The sequence below is a fragment of the Nonomuraea roseola genome (genome assembly GCF_039535395.1).
Classification (GTDB): Bacteria; Actinomycetota; Actinomycetes; order Streptosporangiales; family Streptosporangiaceae; genus Nonomuraea; species Nonomuraea roseola.
Genome location: NZ_BAAAXC010000015.1, coordinates 1,048,110 through 1,068,046, shown reverse-complemented (window position 1 = coordinate 1,068,046; position 19,937 = coordinate 1,048,110). Strand labels below are relative to the sequence as shown.

15 protein-coding genes are annotated in these 19,937 nt (G+C 72.3%); 8 read left to right on the top strand and 7 right to left on the bottom strand.

Annotated features, from left to right (window positions below):
- Positions 1-21: 21 nt before the first annotated feature.
- Complete coding sequence (locus ABFX55_RS28070) at positions 22-1,665, bottom strand: asparagine synthetase B family protein (RefSeq protein WP_346125768.1); 1,644 nt, start codon at positions 1,663-1,665, stop codon at positions 22-24.
- A gap of 70 nt (positions 1,666-1,735) precedes the next feature.
- Here ABFX55_RS28070 and ABFX55_RS28065 point away from each other — a divergent pair, with 70 nt between their 5' ends.
- The 4 genes from ABFX55_RS28065 (at position 1,736) to ABFX55_RS28050 (ending at position 7,063) form a co-directional block, all read left to right on the top strand.
- A complete protein-coding gene (locus ABFX55_RS28065; protein WP_346125767.1) occupies positions 1,736-3,580 on the top strand; it encodes a hypothetical protein in 1,845 nt (614 codons plus the stop codon).
- An 84-nt stretch (positions 3,581-3,664) separates the two neighbouring features.
- Positions 3,665-4,288, top strand: coding sequence for an anticodon-binding protein (locus tag ABFX55_RS28060; RefSeq protein ID WP_346125766.1), 624 nt, complete (start codon positions 3,665-3,667; stop codon positions 4,286-4,288).
- A gap of 115 nt (positions 4,289-4,403) precedes the next feature.
- Positions 4,404-5,786 carry a diaminopimelate decarboxylase gene (lysA, locus tag ABFX55_RS28055; RefSeq protein ID WP_346125765.1) on the top strand — a complete coding sequence of 461 codons (1,383 nt, stop codon included), beginning with the start codon at positions 4,404-4,406 and terminating at the stop codon, positions 5,784-5,786.
- Positions 5,783-7,063, top strand: coding sequence for a homoserine dehydrogenase (locus tag ABFX55_RS28050; RefSeq protein ID WP_346125764.1), 1,281 nt, complete (start codon positions 5,783-5,785; stop codon positions 7,061-7,063). Before lysA ends, ABFX55_RS28050 begins: the two co-directional genes overlap by 4 nt.
- 72 nt (positions 7,064-7,135) lie before the next feature.
- Here the strand turns inward: ABFX55_RS28050 and ABFX55_RS28045 are convergent, their stop codons facing one another.
- Positions 7,136-7,648, bottom strand: a complete 513-nt coding sequence (locus ABFX55_RS28045) for a DoxX family protein (RefSeq protein WP_346125763.1) — start codon at positions 7,646-7,648, stop codon at positions 7,136-7,138.
- Positions 7,649-7,791: 143 nt separating this feature from the next.
- Between ABFX55_RS28045 and ABFX55_RS28040 the strand changes: the two genes are divergently transcribed.
- Positions 7,792-8,793 carry a hypothetical protein gene (locus ABFX55_RS28040; RefSeq protein ID WP_346125762.1) on the top strand — a complete coding sequence of 334 codons (1,002 nt, stop codon included), beginning with the start codon at positions 7,792-7,794 and terminating at the stop codon, positions 8,791-8,793.
- 24 nt (positions 8,794-8,817) lie between these two features.
- On the opposite strand, the gene ABFX55_RS28035 is transcribed toward ABFX55_RS28040, so the two are convergent.
- Genes ABFX55_RS28035 through ABFX55_RS28020 form a run of 4 tightly spaced genes read right to left on the bottom strand, consistent with a single transcriptional unit; the run spans position 8,818 to position 14,178 of the window.
- A complete protein-coding gene (locus ABFX55_RS28035) occupies positions 8,818-10,455 on the bottom strand; it encodes a glycosyltransferase (protein WP_346125761.1) in 1,638 nt (545 codons plus the stop codon).
- Positions 10,452-12,299 carry a glycosyltransferase gene (locus tag ABFX55_RS28030; RefSeq protein WP_346125760.1) on the bottom strand — a complete coding sequence of 616 codons (1,848 nt, stop codon included), beginning with the start codon at positions 12,297-12,299 and terminating at the stop codon, positions 10,452-10,454. Before ABFX55_RS28030 ends, ABFX55_RS28035 begins: the two co-directional genes overlap by 4 nt.
- The gene (locus ABFX55_RS28025) at positions 12,296-13,747 is read right to left on the bottom strand and encodes a glycosyltransferase family 2 protein (RefSeq protein WP_346125759.1); all 1,452 of its coding nucleotides are present in this window, start codon (positions 13,745-13,747) and stop codon (positions 12,296-12,298) included. The genes ABFX55_RS28030 and ABFX55_RS28025 overlap by 4 nt, the downstream gene beginning before the upstream one ends.
- Positions 13,744-14,178, bottom strand: coding sequence for a hypothetical protein (locus tag ABFX55_RS28020; protein ID WP_346125758.1), 435 nt, complete (start codon positions 14,176-14,178; stop codon positions 13,744-13,746). Before ABFX55_RS28020 ends, ABFX55_RS28025 begins: the two co-directional genes overlap by 4 nt.
- A 224-nt stretch (positions 14,179-14,402) precedes the next feature.
- On the opposite strand from ABFX55_RS28020, the gene ABFX55_RS28015 reads away from it, so the two are divergent.
- On the top strand, positions 14,403-15,512 hold the full coding sequence (locus tag ABFX55_RS28015) for a family 2 glycosyl transferase (protein ID WP_346125757.1): 1,110 nt from the start codon (positions 14,403-14,405) through the stop codon (positions 15,510-15,512).
- The gene (locus ABFX55_RS28010; RefSeq protein ID WP_346125756.1) at positions 15,509-17,122 is read left to right on the top strand and encodes a glycosyltransferase family 2 protein; all 1,614 of its coding nucleotides are present in this window, start codon (positions 15,509-15,511) and stop codon (positions 17,120-17,122) included. The genes ABFX55_RS28015 and ABFX55_RS28010 overlap by 4 nt, the downstream gene beginning before the upstream one ends.
- Before the next feature lie 33 nt (positions 17,123-17,155).
- Here ABFX55_RS28010 and ABFX55_RS28005 read toward each other — a convergent pair whose 3' ends face one another.
- Entirely contained in the window at positions 17,156-18,601 is a 1,446-nt protein-coding gene (locus tag ABFX55_RS28005) for a glycosyltransferase family 2 protein (RefSeq protein WP_346125755.1), read from the bottom strand.
- 166 nt (positions 18,602-18,767) lie between these two features.
- On the opposite strand from ABFX55_RS28005, the gene thrC reads away from it, so the two are divergent.
- Positions 18,768-19,808 (top strand): threonine synthase, encoded by a 1,041-nt coding sequence (thrC, locus tag ABFX55_RS28000; RefSeq protein ID WP_183649148.1) that lies wholly within the window; start codon positions 18,768-18,770, stop codon positions 19,806-19,808.
- Positions 19,809-19,937 lie beyond the last annotated feature (129 nt).

The following is a 19,937-nucleotide window of genomic DNA, read 5'->3' as shown; positions in this document are numbered from 1 at the left end:
ACCCTGCGTTCTCCGTGCCTGTCAGAACGGCGGAGCCAGCTCCGTGAGGTCGTTCTCGTAGTCGGTCAGCCACGCGCCGAACAGCACGAGCCCCCGCACCCAGAACCTGTCGTTCCAGCCGCTGAACCTGGTCAGGGCGTCGGGGCCGGACGAGATCACCTCGTGCAGCCCCTCCGACAGCAGCCAGGGAGCCCGCTCGGCGACCTTGCCGAGCATCGTGTGGGAGTAGGCGCGGGCGGGCGCGGCGGTCGAGCGCAGCGGCACCCGCTGCAGCGGCTGCTTGACCACGTTCGTGGACGGCAGAGCGGCCACGCGCGGGTTGGCGGCGTGCAGGACCTCCCTGTAGAAGCGGCCCTTGTCCTTGCGCGCCACCCCCACCGACAGCGCGGCGTCGAAGAAGTCGGGGTGGATGAACGGCCCGGCGAAGGAGGCCTCGGGGCCCACCAGGTTGACCGCCGAGCGGGCGATGCCGCGCACGGTGCGGGTGTGCAGCACCGACAGCGGCAGCTCGGCCCTGTGCCCGTGGAGCATCGAGGTGGAGGCGTCGAACTGCTCGCGCACGACCTGCCCGATCCAGCCCTCGGCCGCCTCGGACAGGAACGGCGCGGACGGCGCGCCGAGCGAGAGCGAGTTCAGCACCGCGGCCGAGCGCTCCTGCTGCGTCCTGGCCCCCAGCGCCGCACCGCTGACCATGAAGTTCTTCAGCAGCGGCCCGCCCGCCAGGCCGTCGATCAGGACGCGGCCGGAGCCGTGCACCTCCTTGGCGAAGGGCGCGTACCAGGCGTGGTGCGGCGTCATGAACTCGAGCCGCCGCGCCACCTCCAGCGCGTCGCCCGGGTAGGCGGCGGCGTCCTGGGTGATCACGCGGTGCCGTACGCCGAGCTCGCGGGTGATCGCGCGGGCGAAGGCGATGTCGGTGTCGGTGCCGTCGTCGGGACTGGTCGTCCACGACTCCACGTCGGCGCCCTTCGCCACCGCCACCGAGCACAGCAGCCGCGAGTCGTAGCCGCCGCTGACCGGCACCAGGAGCGGGCGCCCCTCGTACTCGTCGTAGACCGCGTGCAGGATCTCCAGCAACTCCCCGGCGCTGCGCCAGGCCTCGTAGGGCTCCTGCCGCAGCCAGCGCGGCAGCCGCCGCTCGGTGGACAGCCCTTCGGCGGTGTGCACCAGCGCGCTGGAGCCGGGCAGCCGCCTGATCCCCGCGTACGGCGTGGCGTCGCCCAGCGGGAAGGTCACCTGGATGATCGAGGCCCACGCCGCCCAGTCGATGTCGACGGGCACGAGCTCGAGCAGCGGCTTCAGCAGCGAGGAGAAGTAGATCGCCTCGTCGGTGCGCACGTAGTAGACGTCGACCAGGCCGAGCGCGCCCGCGTGCAGGATCGTGCGCGCGCCGTCGGAGATCAGCCCGGGTGTCTCGTAGGTCTCGGCGACCGTGATCCAGTCGGCGGCCTCCGCGGGCCTGCGCTCGCCCCAGGAGAAGGCGAACGTCGTGGGCGTGCGATGGTAGGGCGGCAGCGGCTGCGAGCTGTAGAGGGCCGCCTCCGCCGTCTGCAGGGCGGGGCGCACCTTCGGCCCCGACCCGGCGAGTTTGTCGAGCAGGCCCGTGTCGAAGCGGCCGAGGGCGCCGCATACGTACGGCCTCACATTGAACGCCGGCCACTGCACGCGATCTCACTCCTCCACGCCGATTCCAAGCGAAAGAGTATCCTTTGCCGGGCCGAGAGACGGAGGGCCTGTGACTACTGAGCTTGAGAGCACGCGACGCGCGCTGCGCGACGCCATCGCCGAGGCGGAGCGCGCCGCGGAGCTGGCAAGGCTGCTGGACGCCGCCCAGGCCAAGCTCGCGGAGGCCGAGAGGGCCACCGAGGAGCTCAGGTCGATGAACGAGCGACTGGCCGAGGCCGAGGGCGAGCTCGAGACCGAGCGCACCGCCGCGGAGCGGCTCCGCAAGGAGCTGGCCGAGCAGCGCTACCAGGCCGAGGTGGCCCAGTGGAAGCTGTCCTCGCTCAAGGTCGCGAGGTGGAACCGCATCGGCGACGCGATCAAGACGGGCAAGAGCAACCCCGTCCGGCTGGCCAAGGGGCTGAAGGGCGCGGCGAAGCCGGTCAAGCGGCCCGTGGCGCCCAAGCGCAAGCCCGTCGCCGTCACCGCGCAGAAGGACGACCGCCCCGGCGCCGCCTTCCAGGCGACCAGCACCACCAGGACGATCGAGGGCAGATCGGTACGGCTCAAGCCGTTCAGGATCCCGACAGGACCCAACACCCGCCCGCACCTGACCGCGGCCGTGATCGCCGACCCGCACGCCGAGGCGCTGCTGCGCTACGAGTGGCGGCAGACGACCGGGTTCACCCCTCGCGACTTCGCCCGCGTGCTGGCCGCCGAGGTGCCGCACCTGCTCGTGGTCGAGTCGGTCACGCAGGGGCCGTGGGCCGAGGAGATCACCGGCGAGCCGGGCGAGGGGGTGCGCGAGCTGCTGTCCTGGTGCGCCGCGCGCGGCATCCGCACCGTCTTCTGGCACACCGGCGGCGCGGTCGCCGACTACGCCGCCACCGCCGAGCTGTTCGAGCACCGCTTCACCACCGACCTCGCAGCGGGCTGGCCGCGCCTGCCGTTCGCGGTGCAGCCGCGCGTGCACAACCCGCTGCCGCTGTCGGGCGGGCGCTACGACCGGGTTCTCACGCTCGAGCAGCTGCTTCCCGCCCATCTCGGCTACCCCGACGTGCTCACGTCCTACCGCTGGCCCGTGGCGGTCGACTGCCCGCCAGGCACGCCGCACTGGCGCCTCGCCGAGCTGGCCGCCTGCGGCACCTCCATCGGCCCCGAGGCCGACTCGCGCCGCGCGCACGCCGCGCTGCGCAGGGCCTACGCGGCGGGCACCATGACCGAGCGCGTGGACGAGCTGCTCGAGACCATCGGCCTGCCCAGCGCACGCCCGACGCTGAACATCTCGGTGATCCTGCCCGTGCCCGACTCCTCGCGGCTCGAGCACGCCCTCGCCCAGGTCGTCAAGCAGTCGGGCGTGACCCAGGTGATCGTCTTCGGGCATCACTCGATCGAGGAGCGGGCACGAGAGGTGCTCGCCCCCCGCGAGGTGGTCTTCAGGGAGCAGGACCCGTCCGTGAGCACCGGCGCCATGCTCAACAGGGGGCTCGACCTGTGCGAGGCCGACCTGGTCGCGATCATGGACCCGCGCGACGTCTACGGCTCGCACTACCTGGCCGACCTCAGGCGCGCCTTCCTCTTCAGCACGGCCGACATCGTGGGCAAGGCCTCCTACTACGCGCACCTGCGCGGGGCGCACGCGACGCTGCTGAAGCAGCCCGAGTCGGAGTACACCTACACGCCCGAGGTGAACGGGGCGACGCTGCTGGCGCGCCGCAACGCGCTGCGCGCGATCGGCTTCGCCGACCTGACCGAGGGCTGGGACGAGGTGCTCATGCGGCAGTGCAGGACCGACGGCATCAAGGTGTTCTCCGCCGACAGGTTCGGCTACGTGAGGGTGCGCGACGAGGACCGCTGGCTGCTGGGCGCCGCCCACCTGGTCGAGTACGGCTCCGCCGAGCCCCACGCCCTCATCTGATCCGGCGAGGGCCTGCCCGCCCTGCGCCCCGGCCGGCCCCGTGGCCGCCTCCGGCTCGGGCGGAGGGGTTTAGGCTCGGGTGCTGTGAGACCGGGGCGGCTGGCCGAGGTGCTCGGCGAGCCGCCGGCGCCCGAGGGGACATGGGAGCACGAGGCCGTCTACCTCTCCGCCGCCGCCCTGCGCCGCAGGGTCGCGCCAGGCGACCTCGCCGCCGAGCTGCGCGCCCTGGCCGGAGTCGTGGCGGTGGAGGTCGTGGGCAACGGGTTCCTGCGCATCACCGTCGACACCCCTGGCGACCTGCTGGACGACCCCCACGAGCCGGTGGACTTCCCTTGCCCGTGGCAGGACCTGCCCCGCACGTGGGACAACCCCGGCTTCGTCGTGAGATACGCGCACGCCAGAGCCGCGGCCGTCCTGCGCTGGGCCCGCGAGCTGGACGTGCCCCGCGAGGGGTTCACCCCCTGCGCGCTGTCCGATCCCCACGACAGGGCCGTCCTCAGGCTGCTGGCCGAGCTGCCGGGGCGCAGGGCGGGGCGCGACCCGGGATGGGCCGCCTACCTGCCCAGGCTGGCCCTCGCCTACCACGACGCCCACGAGCGGGCGCCGGCCGTACCGAGGGGTGAGGAGGAGCCGGGGCCCGTCCACACGGCCAGGGTACGGCTGGCGGAGGTGGTGCGGGTGGTGCTCCCCGGACCAGAGCGAATCTGAAAATATCCAGTCATATGGCGAATTAAGGCAAAAATTTCCGCAGAATAGCGAGATCGCGTCTCGATCCGTGGGCAGTCGTCCCACCAGCGCCACCGGGTCCGATAGCCTCGATCGGGTGAGTCGATTCGCCCATCCAGCAGGGGACAGGCACGCTGAGATGCTGCCCCATGAGCGCCCGCCGCTGGCGCCCGCCGACCTCAACCGGATCAACCACGCGATCTGGCCGCGAACGTCGACGCGAACGGATGGCGCGCTCACGATCGGCGGCGTCGACGTGCGTGACCTCGCCGAGCAGTACGGCACGCCGCTCTACGTCGTCGACGAGGACGACGTCCGCTCGCGCATGCGCGACTACGCCACCGCCTTCGCGGGCTCCGACGTGCACTACGCGGGCAAGGCGTTCCTGTGCAAGGAGATCGTGCGCTGGCTGATGGACGAGGACCTGGGCCTCGACGTGGCCAGCGGAGGCGAGCTGGCCGTCGCGCTCAGTGTCGGCTTCCCGCCCTCGCGCATCACCCTCCACGGCAACAACAAGTCCGCCGCCGAGCTGAGGCGCGCCCTCGAGGTCGGCGTCGGGCACGTCGTCGTCGACTCCTTCGAGGAGATCGCCAGGCTGGGCTACTTCGCCGAGCAGATGGACGTCAGGCCCCGCGTCATGGTCCGCGTGACCACGGGGGTCGAGGCGCACACGCACGAGTTCATCGCGACGGCGCACGACGACCAGAAGTTCGGCCTGTCGCTCAACACCGGCGCGGCGGCCGAGGCCGTCCGCCGCATCCTGGCCCTTCCGCAGCTCGAGCTCGTCGGCCTGCACTCCCACATCGGCTCCCAGATCGTCGACACCGCGGGGTTCGAGGTCGCGGCCACGCGGCTGGCCACCCTGCTGGTGCAGATCAAGGACGAGCACGGCGTGGTGCTGCCCGAGCTCGACCTCGGCGGCGGCTACGGCATCGCCTACGTCGAGGGTGACGTCGCCCCCGACATCAAGGTCATCGCCGACGCGCTGCGCGAGATCGTCGAGAAGGTCTGCACGAGCTCGGGGCTGCCGGTGCCGCGCCTGACCGTCGAGCCGGGCAGGGCCATCGTCGGCCCCGGCGGCGTCACGCTCTACGAGGTCGGCACGGTCAAGGACGTCGAGGGACTGCGCACCTACGTCAGCGTCGACGGCGGCATGAGCGACAACGCGCGCACCGCCCTGTACGGCGCCGAGTACACCACCGTGCTGGCCTCCCGCGAGTCGGAGGCGGCGCCGATGCTGTCGCGCGTGGTGGGCAAGCACTGCGAGAGCGGCGACATCGTGGTCCGCGACCACTACCTGCCCGCCGACCTCGCGCCAGGCGACCTGCTCGCCGTGGCCGCGACGGGCGCCTACTGCAGGTCGCTGGCCAGCAACTACAACTACCTGCCCAAGCCCGCCGTCGTGGCCGTCTCGGGCGGCAAGGCGCGGGTCATCGTGCAGGGTGAGACCGAGGACGACCTGTTGAGGGGGCAGCTGTGAGCAAGCCGCTGAAAGTCGCGCTGCTGGGGTGCGGCGTGGTCGGTTCGCAGGTCATCAAGCTCATGGAGGAGCAGGCCGACGACCTGGCCGCCCGCATCGGAGCCCCGCTCGAGCTGGCGGGTGTCGCGGTCAGGAAACCTGGCCGTAAACGCGAGGTCTCCTTCGACCCCGCCCTGCTGACCACCGACGCCGAGGGCCTGGTCACCCGCGACGACGTCGACATCGTCATCGAGGTGATCGGCGGCATCGAGCCCGCCCGCTCGCTCATCCTGGCCGCCATGGCCAGCGGCAAGTCGGTCGTCACGGCCAACAAGGCCCTGCTGGCCGAGGACGGCGCCACCATCCACGCCGGCGGCGGCGACCTCTACTACGAGGCCAGCGTCGCCGGGGCGATCCCGCTGCTGCGCCCGCTGCGCGAGTCGCTCGCGGGCGACAGGGTGAAGCGGGTGCTCGGCATCGTCAACGGCACCACCAACTACATTCTCGACAAGATGGACTCCACCGGCGCCTCCTTCAACGACGCGCTGGAGGAGGCCCAGGCGCTGGGGTACGCCGAGGCCGACCCCACCGCCGACGTCGAGGGCTTCGACGCCGCCGCCAAGGCGGCCATCCTGGCAGGTCTCGCCTTCCACAGCAGGGTCACGGCCGCGGACGTGCACCGCGAGGGCATCACCGAGATCACCGCGACCGACGTGGCCAGCGCCAAGGCCATGGGCTACGTCATCAAGCTGCTGGCCATCTGCGCCCGCTCCGACGACGGCCGCTCGATCGGCGTGCGCGTCCACCCCGCGATGATCCCGCGCTCCCATCCGCTGGCAGGGGTCCGCGAGGCCTACAACGCGGTCTTCGTCGAGGCGGAGTCGGCGGGGCAGCTGATGTTCTACGGCAAGGGCGCGGGCGGCGCTCCTACGGCCTCGGCCGTCCTCGGTGACCTGGTGGCGGTGGCCCGCAACCGCCTGGCCCGCACCAGGGGCCCCGAGGAGTCCGTCTACGCCTCGCTGGCCGTCCACCCGATGGGGGAGACCGTCACCCGCTGCCACGTCTCGCTCGACGTCGCCGACAAGCCCGGCGTTCTCGCGCAGGTGGCGACGCTCTTCGCCGAGCACGACGTCTCCATCCAGACCGTCCGCCAGGAGGGCCACGGCGACGACGCCCAGCTCGTCATCGTCACGCACAGGGCGACGGACGCGGCGCTGTCGGCGACGATGGAGGGGCTGCGCAGGCTCGACATCGTCAGGGCCATCGCCAGCGTGATGCGCGTCGAGGGCGACGACTGACGGCGCCATCGGGCACGCGAAGGCGGCTCGGGGCTCCCCTGTGGAGCCCCGAGCCGCCTTTCTCGTCGGGGGTCACCTCGACGTCGAGCCCGCGAGCCTCAGCGAGGCCGGCCAGGCGCGGGACGCCGAGCGGGTGGCCCACAGGGCGACGGCGATGTAGACGACCTGCTCGGGCACCCTCAGCCACAACGGTGAGGCCTCGCCGCCGTTGAACGGCACCTGGGCCACGGCCGCGTAGATGTTGGCGGGGAGCAGCAGCACGAACATCGCCGCTACGCAGAACCCCGCCGCCCAGCGGGTCCTGGTGACGACCAGTCCGGCAGCCCCGAGGAGTTCGAGCACCCCGGTCGCGTAGACCATGAAGCCGGCGAACGGCACGAACGGCGGCACGATCTTCACCAGGTCGGCATGGTTGGGCATCACGGTGACGCTCTCGGGGACGAAGTGCGCGCTGGCCGTCATGACGAGCATGACCGCCATCGCGTGGGCGGCGCTCGCGGGCCAGGTGGCGAAGCGGCTGACGCCGAGCGCTCCGAGCGCGCGGAAGACGAGAAGGGCGACTCCCAGGACGACTACCGGATCCATGATGTCTCCATTGGATAGTGACACTGTCTAATATTGGATAACGCCACTATCCAATGGAGTGAGGGAGATGTCAACCCCGTCGGGGGAGCCTCGTCCCCCGCCAGGGGGAGGGGACGGCGGGCCCTGCCGAGCAGGCTTGGGGTGTGAGCGAGACAGAGATGCGCAAGAGGGCCAGGACGGCGCGGCCCACCGTCGAGACAGGGAAAGAGACCAGGGCGCGCCTGTCGTGGTCGGCGCCCGCGGCGGGCCTGTGGTCCGTGGCCTTCGGGCTGACCGGCGCCTACTGGGCCCTCGGCGGCGTGGGGTCCCCCCTCGGCGCGGGCGACCCCCGCGCGGGCCAGGTGGGCTCCCTGCTGGCCTCGGTGGAGCAGGGCCCCGCGGGAGCCGTCATGGCGGCACTCGGCCTGCTCGGCGCGCTGGTCGCGGTGGCGATGACCCGTTCGGCCGCGCGCGGCCTGTCGCTCGTCTTCGCCTGGACGATGTGCGTCGGCCTGATCGTGGCCGTGCCCGATGTGCGGGTGATGCAGAATTTCGGCTACCTGTTCATGGGTTACACGGGCCTCTGGGACGGCCCGCTGCTGTTCATGCTCTTCTGCATCGTCGGCGGCGCGCTCTGGGCGGCGGCGGCCTGGGCCAGGAGGGACGGCGGCGACTCCGGAGGCGGCGCGCGAACGGTGCGATGGGGGAGGCCCGTCACCTACCTGGCCGCCGTGCTGGCCCTGCCGTACGGCATCTCGCGGATCTCCTGGGCGATGGGGATCCCGCTCGGCGTGCCCGACGGCTTCCTGGCCGTGGGACAGCAGGACGCGTGGATGGCCGAGGCGGTGCTCGGCGGGCTGTGCGTCGTGGGGGCGCTCCTGACGCTGGGCCTGGTTCAGCGCTGGGGCGAGGTCTTCCCCCGCTGGATCCCCTTCATGGGCGGCCGGCGCGTGCCGGTCTGGCTGGCGGTCGCGCCCGCGCTGTGCGCGTCGGCGATGCTGATCCAGGCGGGCTCGCGCCTGTTCCTCTGGATGGTCACCGGCCAGATCACCATGACCGCCGAGGACTGGGGCAGCTTCGGGCCAGGACTGTCGTGGCTGCCGTGGGGCCTGGCGCTCGTCGCCGCCACCTACGCCTACTACCTTCGCAGGCGCAGCGCCCCCTGACCGCCGCTCGCCGGGAGCGAGGGGTCAGCGCCCGGGGAAGGTGAGGTTGCGCATCCTGCGCACGGCCTTGTCGAGCACGGTGCGGTCCTGTTCGCGGGCGAGCCTGACCGCCTCGCGCCGCCAGTGCTCGGCCTTCTCCTTCCAGCGCGCGGTGTCCCTGCGCCCCTTGGCCGCCTCCCTGCGCAGCTGGGCGACCTCGGCCCGCAGCGCCGCCGTCCGCTCACGCAGCGTGTCCAGCTCCTTGTCGCGCTGCCTGGCCAGCCGCTCGTGCTCGGGCACAGGGCGCCGGCGCGGAGGGTAGAGGCGGGGCCTGCGGGCCAGCCCGAAGGCGGCGCCGTCCACCCACTCCAGCCCGAACACCTCGTCCAGGACGTCGTCGAGGTGCTCGCCCTCCTTGATCAGGAACGACGCTCGCGCGAGGGCGGCGGTGCGCTCCAGCCTGGCGCACACCACGCCCTCGGGGCTCTCCTCGAGCGCGACGCACAGCGCGCCCCCGTCGGTGGCCTCCAGGTGGCCGACGAGCCGTTCGACGGTGGTGGGCTCGGGCATCCAGCCGGGCGGGCAGAGCAGCCGGAAGGGCGCGACGGGCTCGGGCGCGGGCCCCAGCCGTACGCGGGGGTCGTGTTCGAACTGGGCGCGCAGCAGCCGCAGCTCCAGCAGCGGATCGGACAGCGGCGAGCGGCGCGAGTCGGTCAGCGACTCCCACGGCCCCTCCACCGTCACCCGGACATCGGGCAGCGAGCTCGCCAGCAGGCCGTCGACGGTGGCGCGGGTGTCCTCGTAGGAGCCCGCCTCCACCACCGCCTCCACGTACGGCACCAGCCACTGCCGCCCCCGATCGGTCCGCAGGTACCGCCGGTACGGCACGCGGTCGGCGACGAACGGATCGTTGTAGCGCTTCAGCTCGGCGAAGGAGCGCATGGCGGTCGGCACCCCCACGTGCCAGGCCCGCGCCTCGGGATCGGGCACGAACACCGCTCCCGCCTGCGTCAGCCGGTAGCCGAGCTCGGTGTCCTCGGCCAGCTTGAGCGTGGTGTCCATGCCGCCGCACGCGCGCAGCAGCCACGCGGGATAGGACGCCGTCGCCCCCACGTGCACCCGCGACACCAGCGAACTGGGCGCCGTGCGCAGCCCTTCGTGGCTCGCGATGATCTCCTCGGCCCAGTCGTGCCTGTGCGGCGACATCGGGAACAGGTTCGCCACCCCCGCCGTGACCTCGGAGGGCGAGGGCAGCACGGGCGGGTCGGTGAAGTCGATCCAGCCGAGGACCACCAGGTAGGAGGCCAGATGGTGCCAGCGCATCTGCGCCTCGACGTGCTCGGGCCAGGGCACCATGTCCGCGTCGAGCACCAGCACGATCTCGCCGGTGGCCGCGTCGGCTCCTGCCTGCACGGCCGCCGCCCTGCCCCAGCTCTCGCGCACCCTGACGACCCTGCCGTTGGGGACCAGGTCGGCGCGCAGCGGCACGGGGCTGCCGTCGTCGACCACGATCACGTCGAGCAGGCGCGCGGGATAGGTCTGTTTCGACAGCGCGGCCAGCGTGAGGTCGAGCTTCTCCTGACCGCCGTGGGCGGGGACCACCACGGTCACCGTCATCGACGGTTCCCACGCGCCCAGCTCGGGCGGCTTCAGCCGGCCGAAGTCGTTGCGCCTGATCCTCACGGGGCCAGCTCCATCAGCGCGTTCGGCCTGAAGCCCCTCCACTGCTGCCTGTTGCGCTGCAGGAACGTGCCGATCGGCTCCTGCCAGGTGTGGTCGGCCGCGGGGCCGCGGCGCAGGATGTAGCCGAGGCCGTGGGTGCGGTAGATCTGCCCGCCCGCCGCCTGCAGCGCCTCCTGGAACTGCGTGTCGACCGAGCGTCTCAGCGGCCTGAACCCGCCGACCGCCTGGAAGGCCGACCGCTCCACCAGGATCGTTCCGCCAGCCACGAAACTGGTGATCTGCTCGGTGATCTGGCTGCGGTGCACCGTCACGTCGATCGACGACAGGTAGACGAATTCGGGCACGGTCCCGACCACCTGGGCGCCGGAGTAGGAGTGGGCCAGCAGCAGATCCCACAGGAAGTCGGGCCCGTACCAGTCGTCGTCGTCCATCTTCAGCAGGAAGGAGCCCGAGGCGCGGGCCGCCGCGTCGTTCAGCACCTCGCCGAAGATCGCGTCGGTCTCGAAGACCGTGATCGGCCTGTCGAACCGCTTGACGGCGTCCACGACGTCGGGATGGTCGCGCGAGACCCCGTGCAGCGCCAGGACCACCTCGAGCTGGACGTTGCGCTGCCTGGCCACCTGTTCGAGCGCGAAGCCGACCATGGAGGGCCTGCGGGTGGCCAGCAGGACAGAGGTCAGCGGGGGAGCGGGCGCGGGCGAGCCGAGCTGCTCCCACCTGGCGGCCACGCCGTGCACGCGCATGGCCTCGCGGCGCAGCCTGACGCTGTGCTCCTCGCGCCGCAGCTCGTCCGCCAGGTCCACGGGGGTGGTCAGCAGGGCCGACAGCCTGTCGCCCATCGCCCTGGCCCAGCGCGGCACCTCCGACGCCACCAGCGGCACGCCCGCGGCCGCCAGTCCCGCCAGCACCCTGACCGCGGGCAGCGGGCCGCTGTGGGCGTGGCGCCAGTCGATCTCCACGCCCCTGATCTGCCTGAGCCTGGCCACGTCGGCGTCCGTGACCCCGCCCGAGGCGGCGAACGTGACGACCGGCTTGCCGTCCAGCACGACCGACCAGCGGCCGCTCGACTCCGCCAGCATGGCCATCCCGCGCGAAGGGGTGGTCACGAAGCCCATGGGGTTCACCAGGCGTTCGTCCACCGGCGGGATCATCGAGGGCTCCACGGGGACGGCGGCCAGGTCGGTGCCGCCGGGGCGGCCGATCCGCTCCCAGCTGGCCGCCTCGACCGTCGGCCGGTCCACCGGCTGCTCGTCCTCGGTCCACTCCACGTCGTCCTCGACCGTCCGCAGCACGATGTCGCCGCCGGGCGCGCCGACCCGGTCGGGGACGGGGCCCGTCAGCTCGGCGGGTGTGGCGTTCGGGTCGCCCGGCCGCCAGTCGGCCGCGCCCACGCCCGCGATGGCGGCGGTGGGCGCGGCGATCACGTCGAGGCGGTGCCCCGCGAAGGCGCGGGCGGTGGCGGCGACCGTACGGCCCGCGGGCGTCGGCGCGGAGAAGCGCGCGTCGACCACCCACACGCGGTTCTTCGGCTGGTAGACGCGCAGCTCGGTCAGCGACCTCCAGCGGTGCGCGGGGGTGGGCGTGGGCACGGGGGCCGGGTGCGCGGCGGGGGTGTCGGCGACCGCGACGACCACCCGCTCGGCCTCGGGCAGCAGCTTGTGCAGGGTGGCGATCCTGCGCAGGTCGGCGGGGCTGCCCGCCAGGACCAGCACCTCCTTGACGCGCTCGGCGCCCGGCTCGATCAGCTCGTGGTCGAGGTCGGTGGCGCCGCTGTGCGCGTCGAGGCCCGCCTGGAAGACTCTTCCTCCGCGCTCCAGGGCCTCGCGCACGAGGTCGGCGATCATATGACGCGCCTCAGGAAGGTCGCCAGACCGGTCTTGGCCGGTTCGTTCTTCGCCTGCGCGAGCTCCGCGCGCAACGCGGCGACCTCGGCCTCCAGCGCCCTGATCTCGTCCCTGCGCCTGGCCGCGAGGGCCCGCCACTTGGCGGGATCGCCGGCGACGGGCTCGGCCTCCTCCGCGGTGGCCAGGCCGTACTCGCGCCCGCCGACCCACACCGAGCCGAACATCTCGTCCACCAGCGCGTCGAGGTCGCCGCCGACCCTGCGTGCCCTGGCGAAGGCCGCGGTGCGCTCGAGCCGCGCGGACACGACGCCGCTCCCGCTCTCCTCCAGCGCCACGCTGACCAGGCCCTCGTCGAGGGCCACCAGCCTGGCCACGGTGTCGGCGCCGAGCACCCACCCGGGCGGCACGCTCAGCAGGTACGGCGTCGGCGCCACGCTCTCGGGCGCCTTCCACGCGAACGACACGCGCGGCTCGTGCGCGTAGAGGTTGTGCAGCAGCCGCAGGTCGAGCAGCGGGTCGTCGAGGTTGGAGCGCCGTCCTTCGCCCAGCAGCGACCACGGCCCGACCAGCGTGACCGCCACGTCGGCGACCGAACCGGCCAGCGCGGAGTCGACCGTGGCCCTGGTCTGCTCGTAGCCCGCCGCCTCCACCGTCACCCGCACGTAGGGCACCAGCCACTGCCTGCGCGGATGGCTTCTCAGCCAGCGCAGGTCGGGGATGTGGTCACCGAGGTAGGACCAGTTGTGCCTGTGGACCTCCTGCTGCCTGCGCATCACCGTGGACTCGCCGACGTGCAGGCTGCGCGCCTCGCCGTCCGGGATGAACACCGCGCCCGCCTGGGCCAGCCGGTAGCCGAGCTCGGTGTCCTCCGCCATGTTCAGCCGGGGGTCGACCCCGCCCGCGTCGGCCAGCAGGCGCGCGGAGACCGAGGCCGTGGCGCCCGTGTGCAGGAGGTAGGCGCTGGTCCCCGCGTCCCTGAGCCTGCGGGTCTCCTCCAGCATCTTCGCCGTGTACGGCTGGACGGCCCCGCTGTCGAAGTCGTCGCCGAACAGGACCTCGCCGATCACCACCGCGTGGTCGAGCAGGTGGTGCCAGCGCATGTGCGCCTCGACGTGGTCGGGCGCGAGGATCATGTCGGCGTCGAGCCAGTGGATCACATCGCCCGTCGCGGCCCTCGCGCCCACGTTCCTGGCGTTGCCCCTGCCCCAGCCCTCGCGCACCCTGACGACCTTCGCCTCCGCCCGCAGCGCGGGCTCGCTCCCGTCGTCGACCACGACCACGTCGAGCAGGTGCGAGGGGTAGGTCTGCGTCGCCAGTGTGGCGAGCGTCCTGTCGAGCTCGTCCTGGCAGTTGTAGGCGGGGATCACCACCGTGACGGTGAGCTCGGGCGTCCACGCGCCGATCGCGGGCGGGCGGAGCGAGCCGTAGTCGTTGCGGCGGACCTTCACACGCGCTCCTCGCGCAGCTCGCGGAGCGCGGCCCTGAGCTCGGCCACCTCCTCGGCGTGGGTCATCGCGTTGACCCTGTCCTCGCCGAGCGAGGCGAGGATCGCGCTGAGGTCCTCGCCGCGCCTGGTCGCCGACTCCTCGACCGCGGCCGAGAGCCTGTCGATGCGCGACTCGATGCGCTTCAGGCCGGTGGCGGTCTGGGTCAGGCCGTTCTCGATCTTCTTGACTCGCAGGTCGATGCGGTGGGCCTTGCCGTCCAGGCGACGCACGGTCAGCACCAGGAAGGCGAGAGCCGACAGCGCGAGCAGGAACGCGGCCGCGGCGAGCGCGCCGGCGGGGGAGACGGCTCCGGTGAGCGAGAGCACCCCGAGGACGGCCAGCACGAGACCTCCGAGGATGGCGATCGCTGCCAGGTGGCGGGGCGAGAGCATCCGCGCATACCTTCCGTGTAACTTCGTCCGATGACGTGCGGCTGGGGATAAGTGGGGATATTTACACCATAGTCAACAGAAGGCACTACCGTGCCATAAGTTCCTGGACGATTGCTGGGAACGAACGCTCAAGCCAACTCGTTCGGAATGACCCGCTCTTCCGTCAGAGTCAAAGCGGCGTAAAGTAGGCGCGCCCGAAGACGACAGGACGAGGAGCGCCTCCCATGACCGCCATTCCCTTCGTGGAGACGCGAGGGGCCGCCGGTTACCTGCGCACCCCCACAGCGGGAATCGAGTGGTTGCGCTGGAGCGACTCGGGCTGGAGCCTCGGCGAGGGCACTGACGGGCTGCCCGGCATCGAGGCGCTGCGGCCCCTGCGCGGGCTGTCGGTGGAGTGGCCTGGCAGCATGACCGAGCAGGAGCGGCGGGCGGCCCTCGACGGGCTCATGAACCTGGCCTTCGCCGGTGTCCCGCTCACCTCGGCGCTTCCTGACCGGGTGCCTGACTGGGTTTCCCCTGACTTTGCCGCGCTTCTGACCGACAGGGGCTGGTTGTCGGTCAACAGGGAGGCGGCGCCGAGGTGCGTTGCCGATCTGCGCCGAGAGGAGCACAGCGTACGGCTGCGCCGCCTGGCGCCCAGGCCGGCGCTCACGCCCACGGTCAGCGTGGTGATGTCGAGCAAGCGGCCCCACCTGCTCGCCTCGGCGCTGGCCCAGATCGCCCTTCAGCGCCACGTCGAGGTCGAGGTGCTGCTCGGCCTGCACGGCATCGCCGACCACCCGCTGGCGCGCAGGGCCGTCGAGGAGTGCGAGCTGCCGATCAGCGTCGTGTCGGCCGACGCCGGCACGCCGTTCGGCGCGCTGCTCGACCTGGCCGCCGCCCGCGCTTCGGGCGAGTTCGTGGCCAAGTGGGACGACGACGACTGGTACGGCCCCGAGCACCTGTCCGACCTGCTGCTCGCCAGGCGCGCCTCGGGCGCCGACATCGTGGGAACGGCCGCCGAGTTCTTCTACCTGGAGCCGCTCACCACCACCATTCGTCGGATCTCCTACACGAGCGAGGTCTGGACCGACTTCGTCGCGGGTGGCACCATCCTGCTCGCCCGCGACGACTTCCCCGGCTTCGAACCGCTGCCCAGAGGGGTCGACGCGGCGCTGCTGAAGTCCCAGCACGCCAGGGGCGCCCGCATCTACCGCGCCCACGGCCTCGGCTACGTGCTGCGCCGCTCCCACAGCGAGGGGCACACCTGGCAGCTGCCCCTGGCGCACTTCCTCAAGGTCGCGCACAACCAGTGGCGCGGCTTCAGGCCCAGTCTCCTGCTGGAGGCCTCGTGACGCGGGTGCGCGGCAACGACTATCGCGTCCTCGACGTCCCCGACCTCGGCACGTGGACGCCGCACATGAGCGTCAGCGTGATCATCCCCGCGTACGGCGGGCAGGACAAGCTCGACCTCGTCCTCGAGGCGCTGCGGTCGCAGAGCTACCCCGCGCACCTGGTCGAGGTCGTCGTCGTCGACAACGGCAGCGCCCCGCCGCTTCGCGCGCCGTCATGGGCCAAGCTCGTCGTCTGCGAGAGCCCCGGACGCGCCGCCGCCCGCAACGCCGGGCTCGCCGTGGCCTCCGGCGAGGTCATCCACTGGCTCGACTCCGACGTGGTGCTGACGCCGCGCGCGATCGAGGCGCACATGCGCTGGCACCACCAGGCGCCCTACCTGGTCGTCACCGGCTACATCCGTTTCACCTCCGCCCCCGTGCCCGCCGGGCTGCCCGACGACCTGGAGTCGGCCTTCGAGCCCGCCGAGCCGCACGCGTGGATCGTGGAGCTCGTCGAGAGGACAGACGGCCTGACCGCCAACCCGAGCAGGCCCTTCAGCCTGCACGTCGGCGGCGCGACCTCGGTCAACGCCGCGCTGGTCGCGGCCGCGGGCCCGATGGACGAGGAGCTGATCCTCGGCCAGGACACCGAGATGGGCTACCGCCTGGCGCAGGCAGGGGCCGTTTTCGTGCCCGAGCCCCAGGCTCGCGCCTACCACCTCGGGCCCACCATGCGGATGCGCGACAAGGCCCCGATCGACAGGGTCAGCCACGCCACCGTCGCCGACCGCATCCCCGCCTACCGCTGGCTCCGCTCCCATCCAGGACGCCAGTGGAAGACCCCCTTCGTCGAGGCCGTCGTGCGCGCCGACGAGGGCGGCTACGAGGACGTGCGCGCCACCGTGGACGCGCTGCTGGCAGGAACCGTGCCCGACGTGTCCGTCACGCTGGTCGGCCCCTGGGAGGGGCTCGAACGCGACCGCAGGGCCCCGCTCAGGGACCCCGCGCTCGACCTGGTACTGCTGCAGGGGCACTACGCCCACGAGGGCAGGGTCCGGCTGGCGGTCACCGACGAGACCGACCCCGCCGTGCCGTACGTCCTGCGCCTTCCCGCGGGCTGGACGCCGGCGGAGGACAGCCTCGCCAGGCTGCTGGACCTGGCGAAGGACGAGGGCCAGGGGCTGGTCAACGTGCTGCTGTCGGAGTCGGGCGGGCAGGTCGTCACCGCGCGCCTCGAACGGAAGGCCGCCTTCGCCAGGGCCCGCGTCGTGCTCGAACCGGGTGAGGAGCTCGACGACGCCGTCGACGCGGTCTTCGGGGTGCGCTGGGTCGAGGGCGAGACCCACGGCTTCGCCAGGCAGCCACGCGTCCCGCTCGGCCGCCGCGGCGCCTACAGGGCCAGGAGCGAGGCCCAGGCCGAGGCGGCCAAGCTCAGAGCCGAGGTCGAACGGCTGCGCGGCCAGGTCGACAGGTGGCGCGAGGAGTCGGGCAAGTGGCGCAGGAGCACGGTCGAGCTGCGCCGCGAGGTCGGCACGCTACGCCGTCAGCTCGCCGCGGCGGGACGGGTCCAGCAGGGCCTGCGGGCCGCCCTCACCGCCTCGGTGAAACGCGCGCTCAAGCGCAAGGTCTGAGCCAGGACATCGGACCTCTGGCCGTCGTCTGGGTCAGTTGGGGCGCAGCGCGGACTTCAACTTGCGCAGGAACGTGCGCTCCTGCGCGACGGCCGGCGGGGGCGCGGGGATCGACACCGGCTTCGGGGCGGCGGGAGCGGGCCAGAAGCGGTCGGGCGGCTCGTGCCGTACGCCGTGGGTGACCTCGATGATCTCGTCGAGGTCGGCGCAGGGCTCGGCCAGCAGCCTCGCCCGAGCCAGCGCGGACGTGCGCTCCAACCTGGCCGTGCGGCCGTCGGGCAGGTCGACGACCAGCACGCCCGTGAGGTCCTTCTGGACCGACTCGATCATCCGCTCCAGCGTCGCCTTGTGCAGCGGCACGTCCACGGGCCCGACGTAGCGGAACGGCGTGGGCGCGGGCGTCGGGGCGGCCTCGTCGATCATCCTGATCCGCTCGTCGTGCGCGTAGAGCTCGCGCATCACCCGCAGCTCGAAGCAGGGGTCGCCGAGCACGGAACGTCGCTCGTCGCTCATCCGCGACCACGGGCCGACCAGCGTCACCACGACGTCCTGCACCTTGCCGTCGAGCGCGGCGGCCACCGCCTGCCGTACCGTCGACTCGGAGGTGTCGGTGACGTCAAGGACGATCTCCACGTAGGGCACCAGCCACCGCCGCCCCCTGTCCTTGCGCAGGTCGCGCCTGAGCGGGATGCGGTGGGCGAGGAACGGCTCGACCACCCGCACCGCGCGCTCACGGTCGCGGTGCTGGGCGGGCAGTCCGAGATGGACGGCCTCGGCGAGCGGCTCGGGAACGAACACCACGCCGTGCATCGCCAGGCGGTAGGCGAACTCGGTGTCCTCGCCACGCAGGACGTGCGGGTCGAGCCCGCCCACGGCGTGGAAGACCTCGCGGGGAAGGGCGAAGGTCGGCCCCGTGCACACGTGGTAGGGATTGCGGCTCTTGCGCAGCCCGTCGGTCTTCTCGATCGTCGCCTCGGTCGAGCTGGGAACGGCCGAGGCGAGGTCGAACAGCTCCCCGAGCCGCGCGGCGCCGAAGACCTGCGTGGGCGTCAGCGGCGGCTTCTCGACGAACCTCTTCATCCCGATAGAGACCACGTAGTCGCTCACGTGGTGCCAGCGGGCCATGGCCTCGATGTGCTCGCGCCCTGCCACCATGTCGGAGTCGAGCCGCTGGATGATCTCGCCGTCGGCCGCCTTCACGCCCGTGTTCACCGCGTGGGAGATGCCCCAGCCGTCGGTGACGCGCATGATCCTGGTGTTGACCGGCCTGATCTCCGGCAGCTCGATCGGCGGGGCGCTGCCGTCGTCGACGACCACGACCTCCATCAGGTGCTCGGGGTAGGTCTGCGCGGCCAGCGCGGCGAGCGTGAGGTCGAGGTGCGGGCCGCCGTGCGAGGGAACCACGACGCTCACCGACAAGGAGGGCGACCATCGGCCCACCTGTGGCGGTGTCAGTGCGGAGTAGTCGTTCTGCGTCATCGCAGTCATCGTGGTCCAGCCTCCCCGTCCCCTGTGGGAGACCTTATCCGGGGTTGCTGGGTATTGGCTGAGGAGTCTGTCCATCAGATGGACGCTCGTACCGCTCGCCGAGCCGGGTGCCCGTAGACTCGGTGCACAACACCGCAGGTAGTCGCAGGAGCGAATCATGACCAGGGCATGGCGAGGCCTCATCGAGGAATACCGGGACCGGTTGCCGGTGAGCGAGACGACGCCCGTGGTCACGCTCCTGGAGGGCGGCACGCCGCTCGTCCCGGCCCAGCGCGTCTCCGCGCTGACGGGCTGCGAGGTCTACCTCAAGGTCGAGGGCGCGAACCCGACCGGCAGCTTCAAGGACCGTGGCATGACCATGGCCATCAGCAAGGCCGTCGAGGAGGGCGCCAAGGCGGTCATCTGCGCATCCACGGGCAACACCTCCGCCTCGGCCGCGGCCTACGCCGTACGGGCGGGGCTGACCTGCGCCGTGCTGGTGCCGCGCGGCAAGATCGCGATGGGCAAGCTGGCCCAGGCGCTCGTGCACGGCGCGACGCTGCTGCAGGTCGAGGGGTCCTTCGACGACTGTCTCGAGATGACCCGCAAGCTGTCGGAGAACTACCCGATCGCGCTGGTCAACTCGGTCAACCCCTACCGCCTGCAGGGCCAGAAGACGGCCGCCTTCGAGATCGTCGACACGCTCGGCGGCGCGCCCGACATCCACTGCATCCCCGTCGGCAACGCGGGCAACATCTCCGCCTACTGGATGGGCTACCAGGAGTACGGCACATCGCCGCGGATGTTCGGCTTCCAGGCCAGCGGCTCGGCCCCGATCGTCAACGGCGCGCCCGTCACGCACCCGCACACCATCGCCACCGCCATCCGCATCGGCAACCCCGCCTCGTGGCAGCTGGCCGAGGCCGCGCGCGACGAGTCGGGCGGTGTCATCCAGGCGGTCACCGACCGGCAGATCGCCGCCGCCTACAAGCTGCTGGCGCAGGAGGAGGGCGTGTTCGTCGAGCTCGCCTCCGCGGCGAGCGTCGCCGGCCTGCTGCACGCCCACGCGCAGGGTCTCGTCGAGCCCGGCCAGCGCATCGTCTGCACGGTGACAGGCAACGGCCTCAAGGACCCCGACTGGGCGATCTCCGGCGCTCCCGCGCCTGTCACGATCCCCATCGACGTCCACGCGGCCGCGTCGGCGCTCGACCTGCTGTAGACGCCGTCCCGTACGGCACGCTTGAGACCACATCTCGTACGGCAAGCCGCGAAGGGCCCCCGTGTCCGCCGCGCGCCCTCTCGCGGGGGCGCGCGCCCAGCAGGACTCCGGTTCCCGCCGTCACGGCGC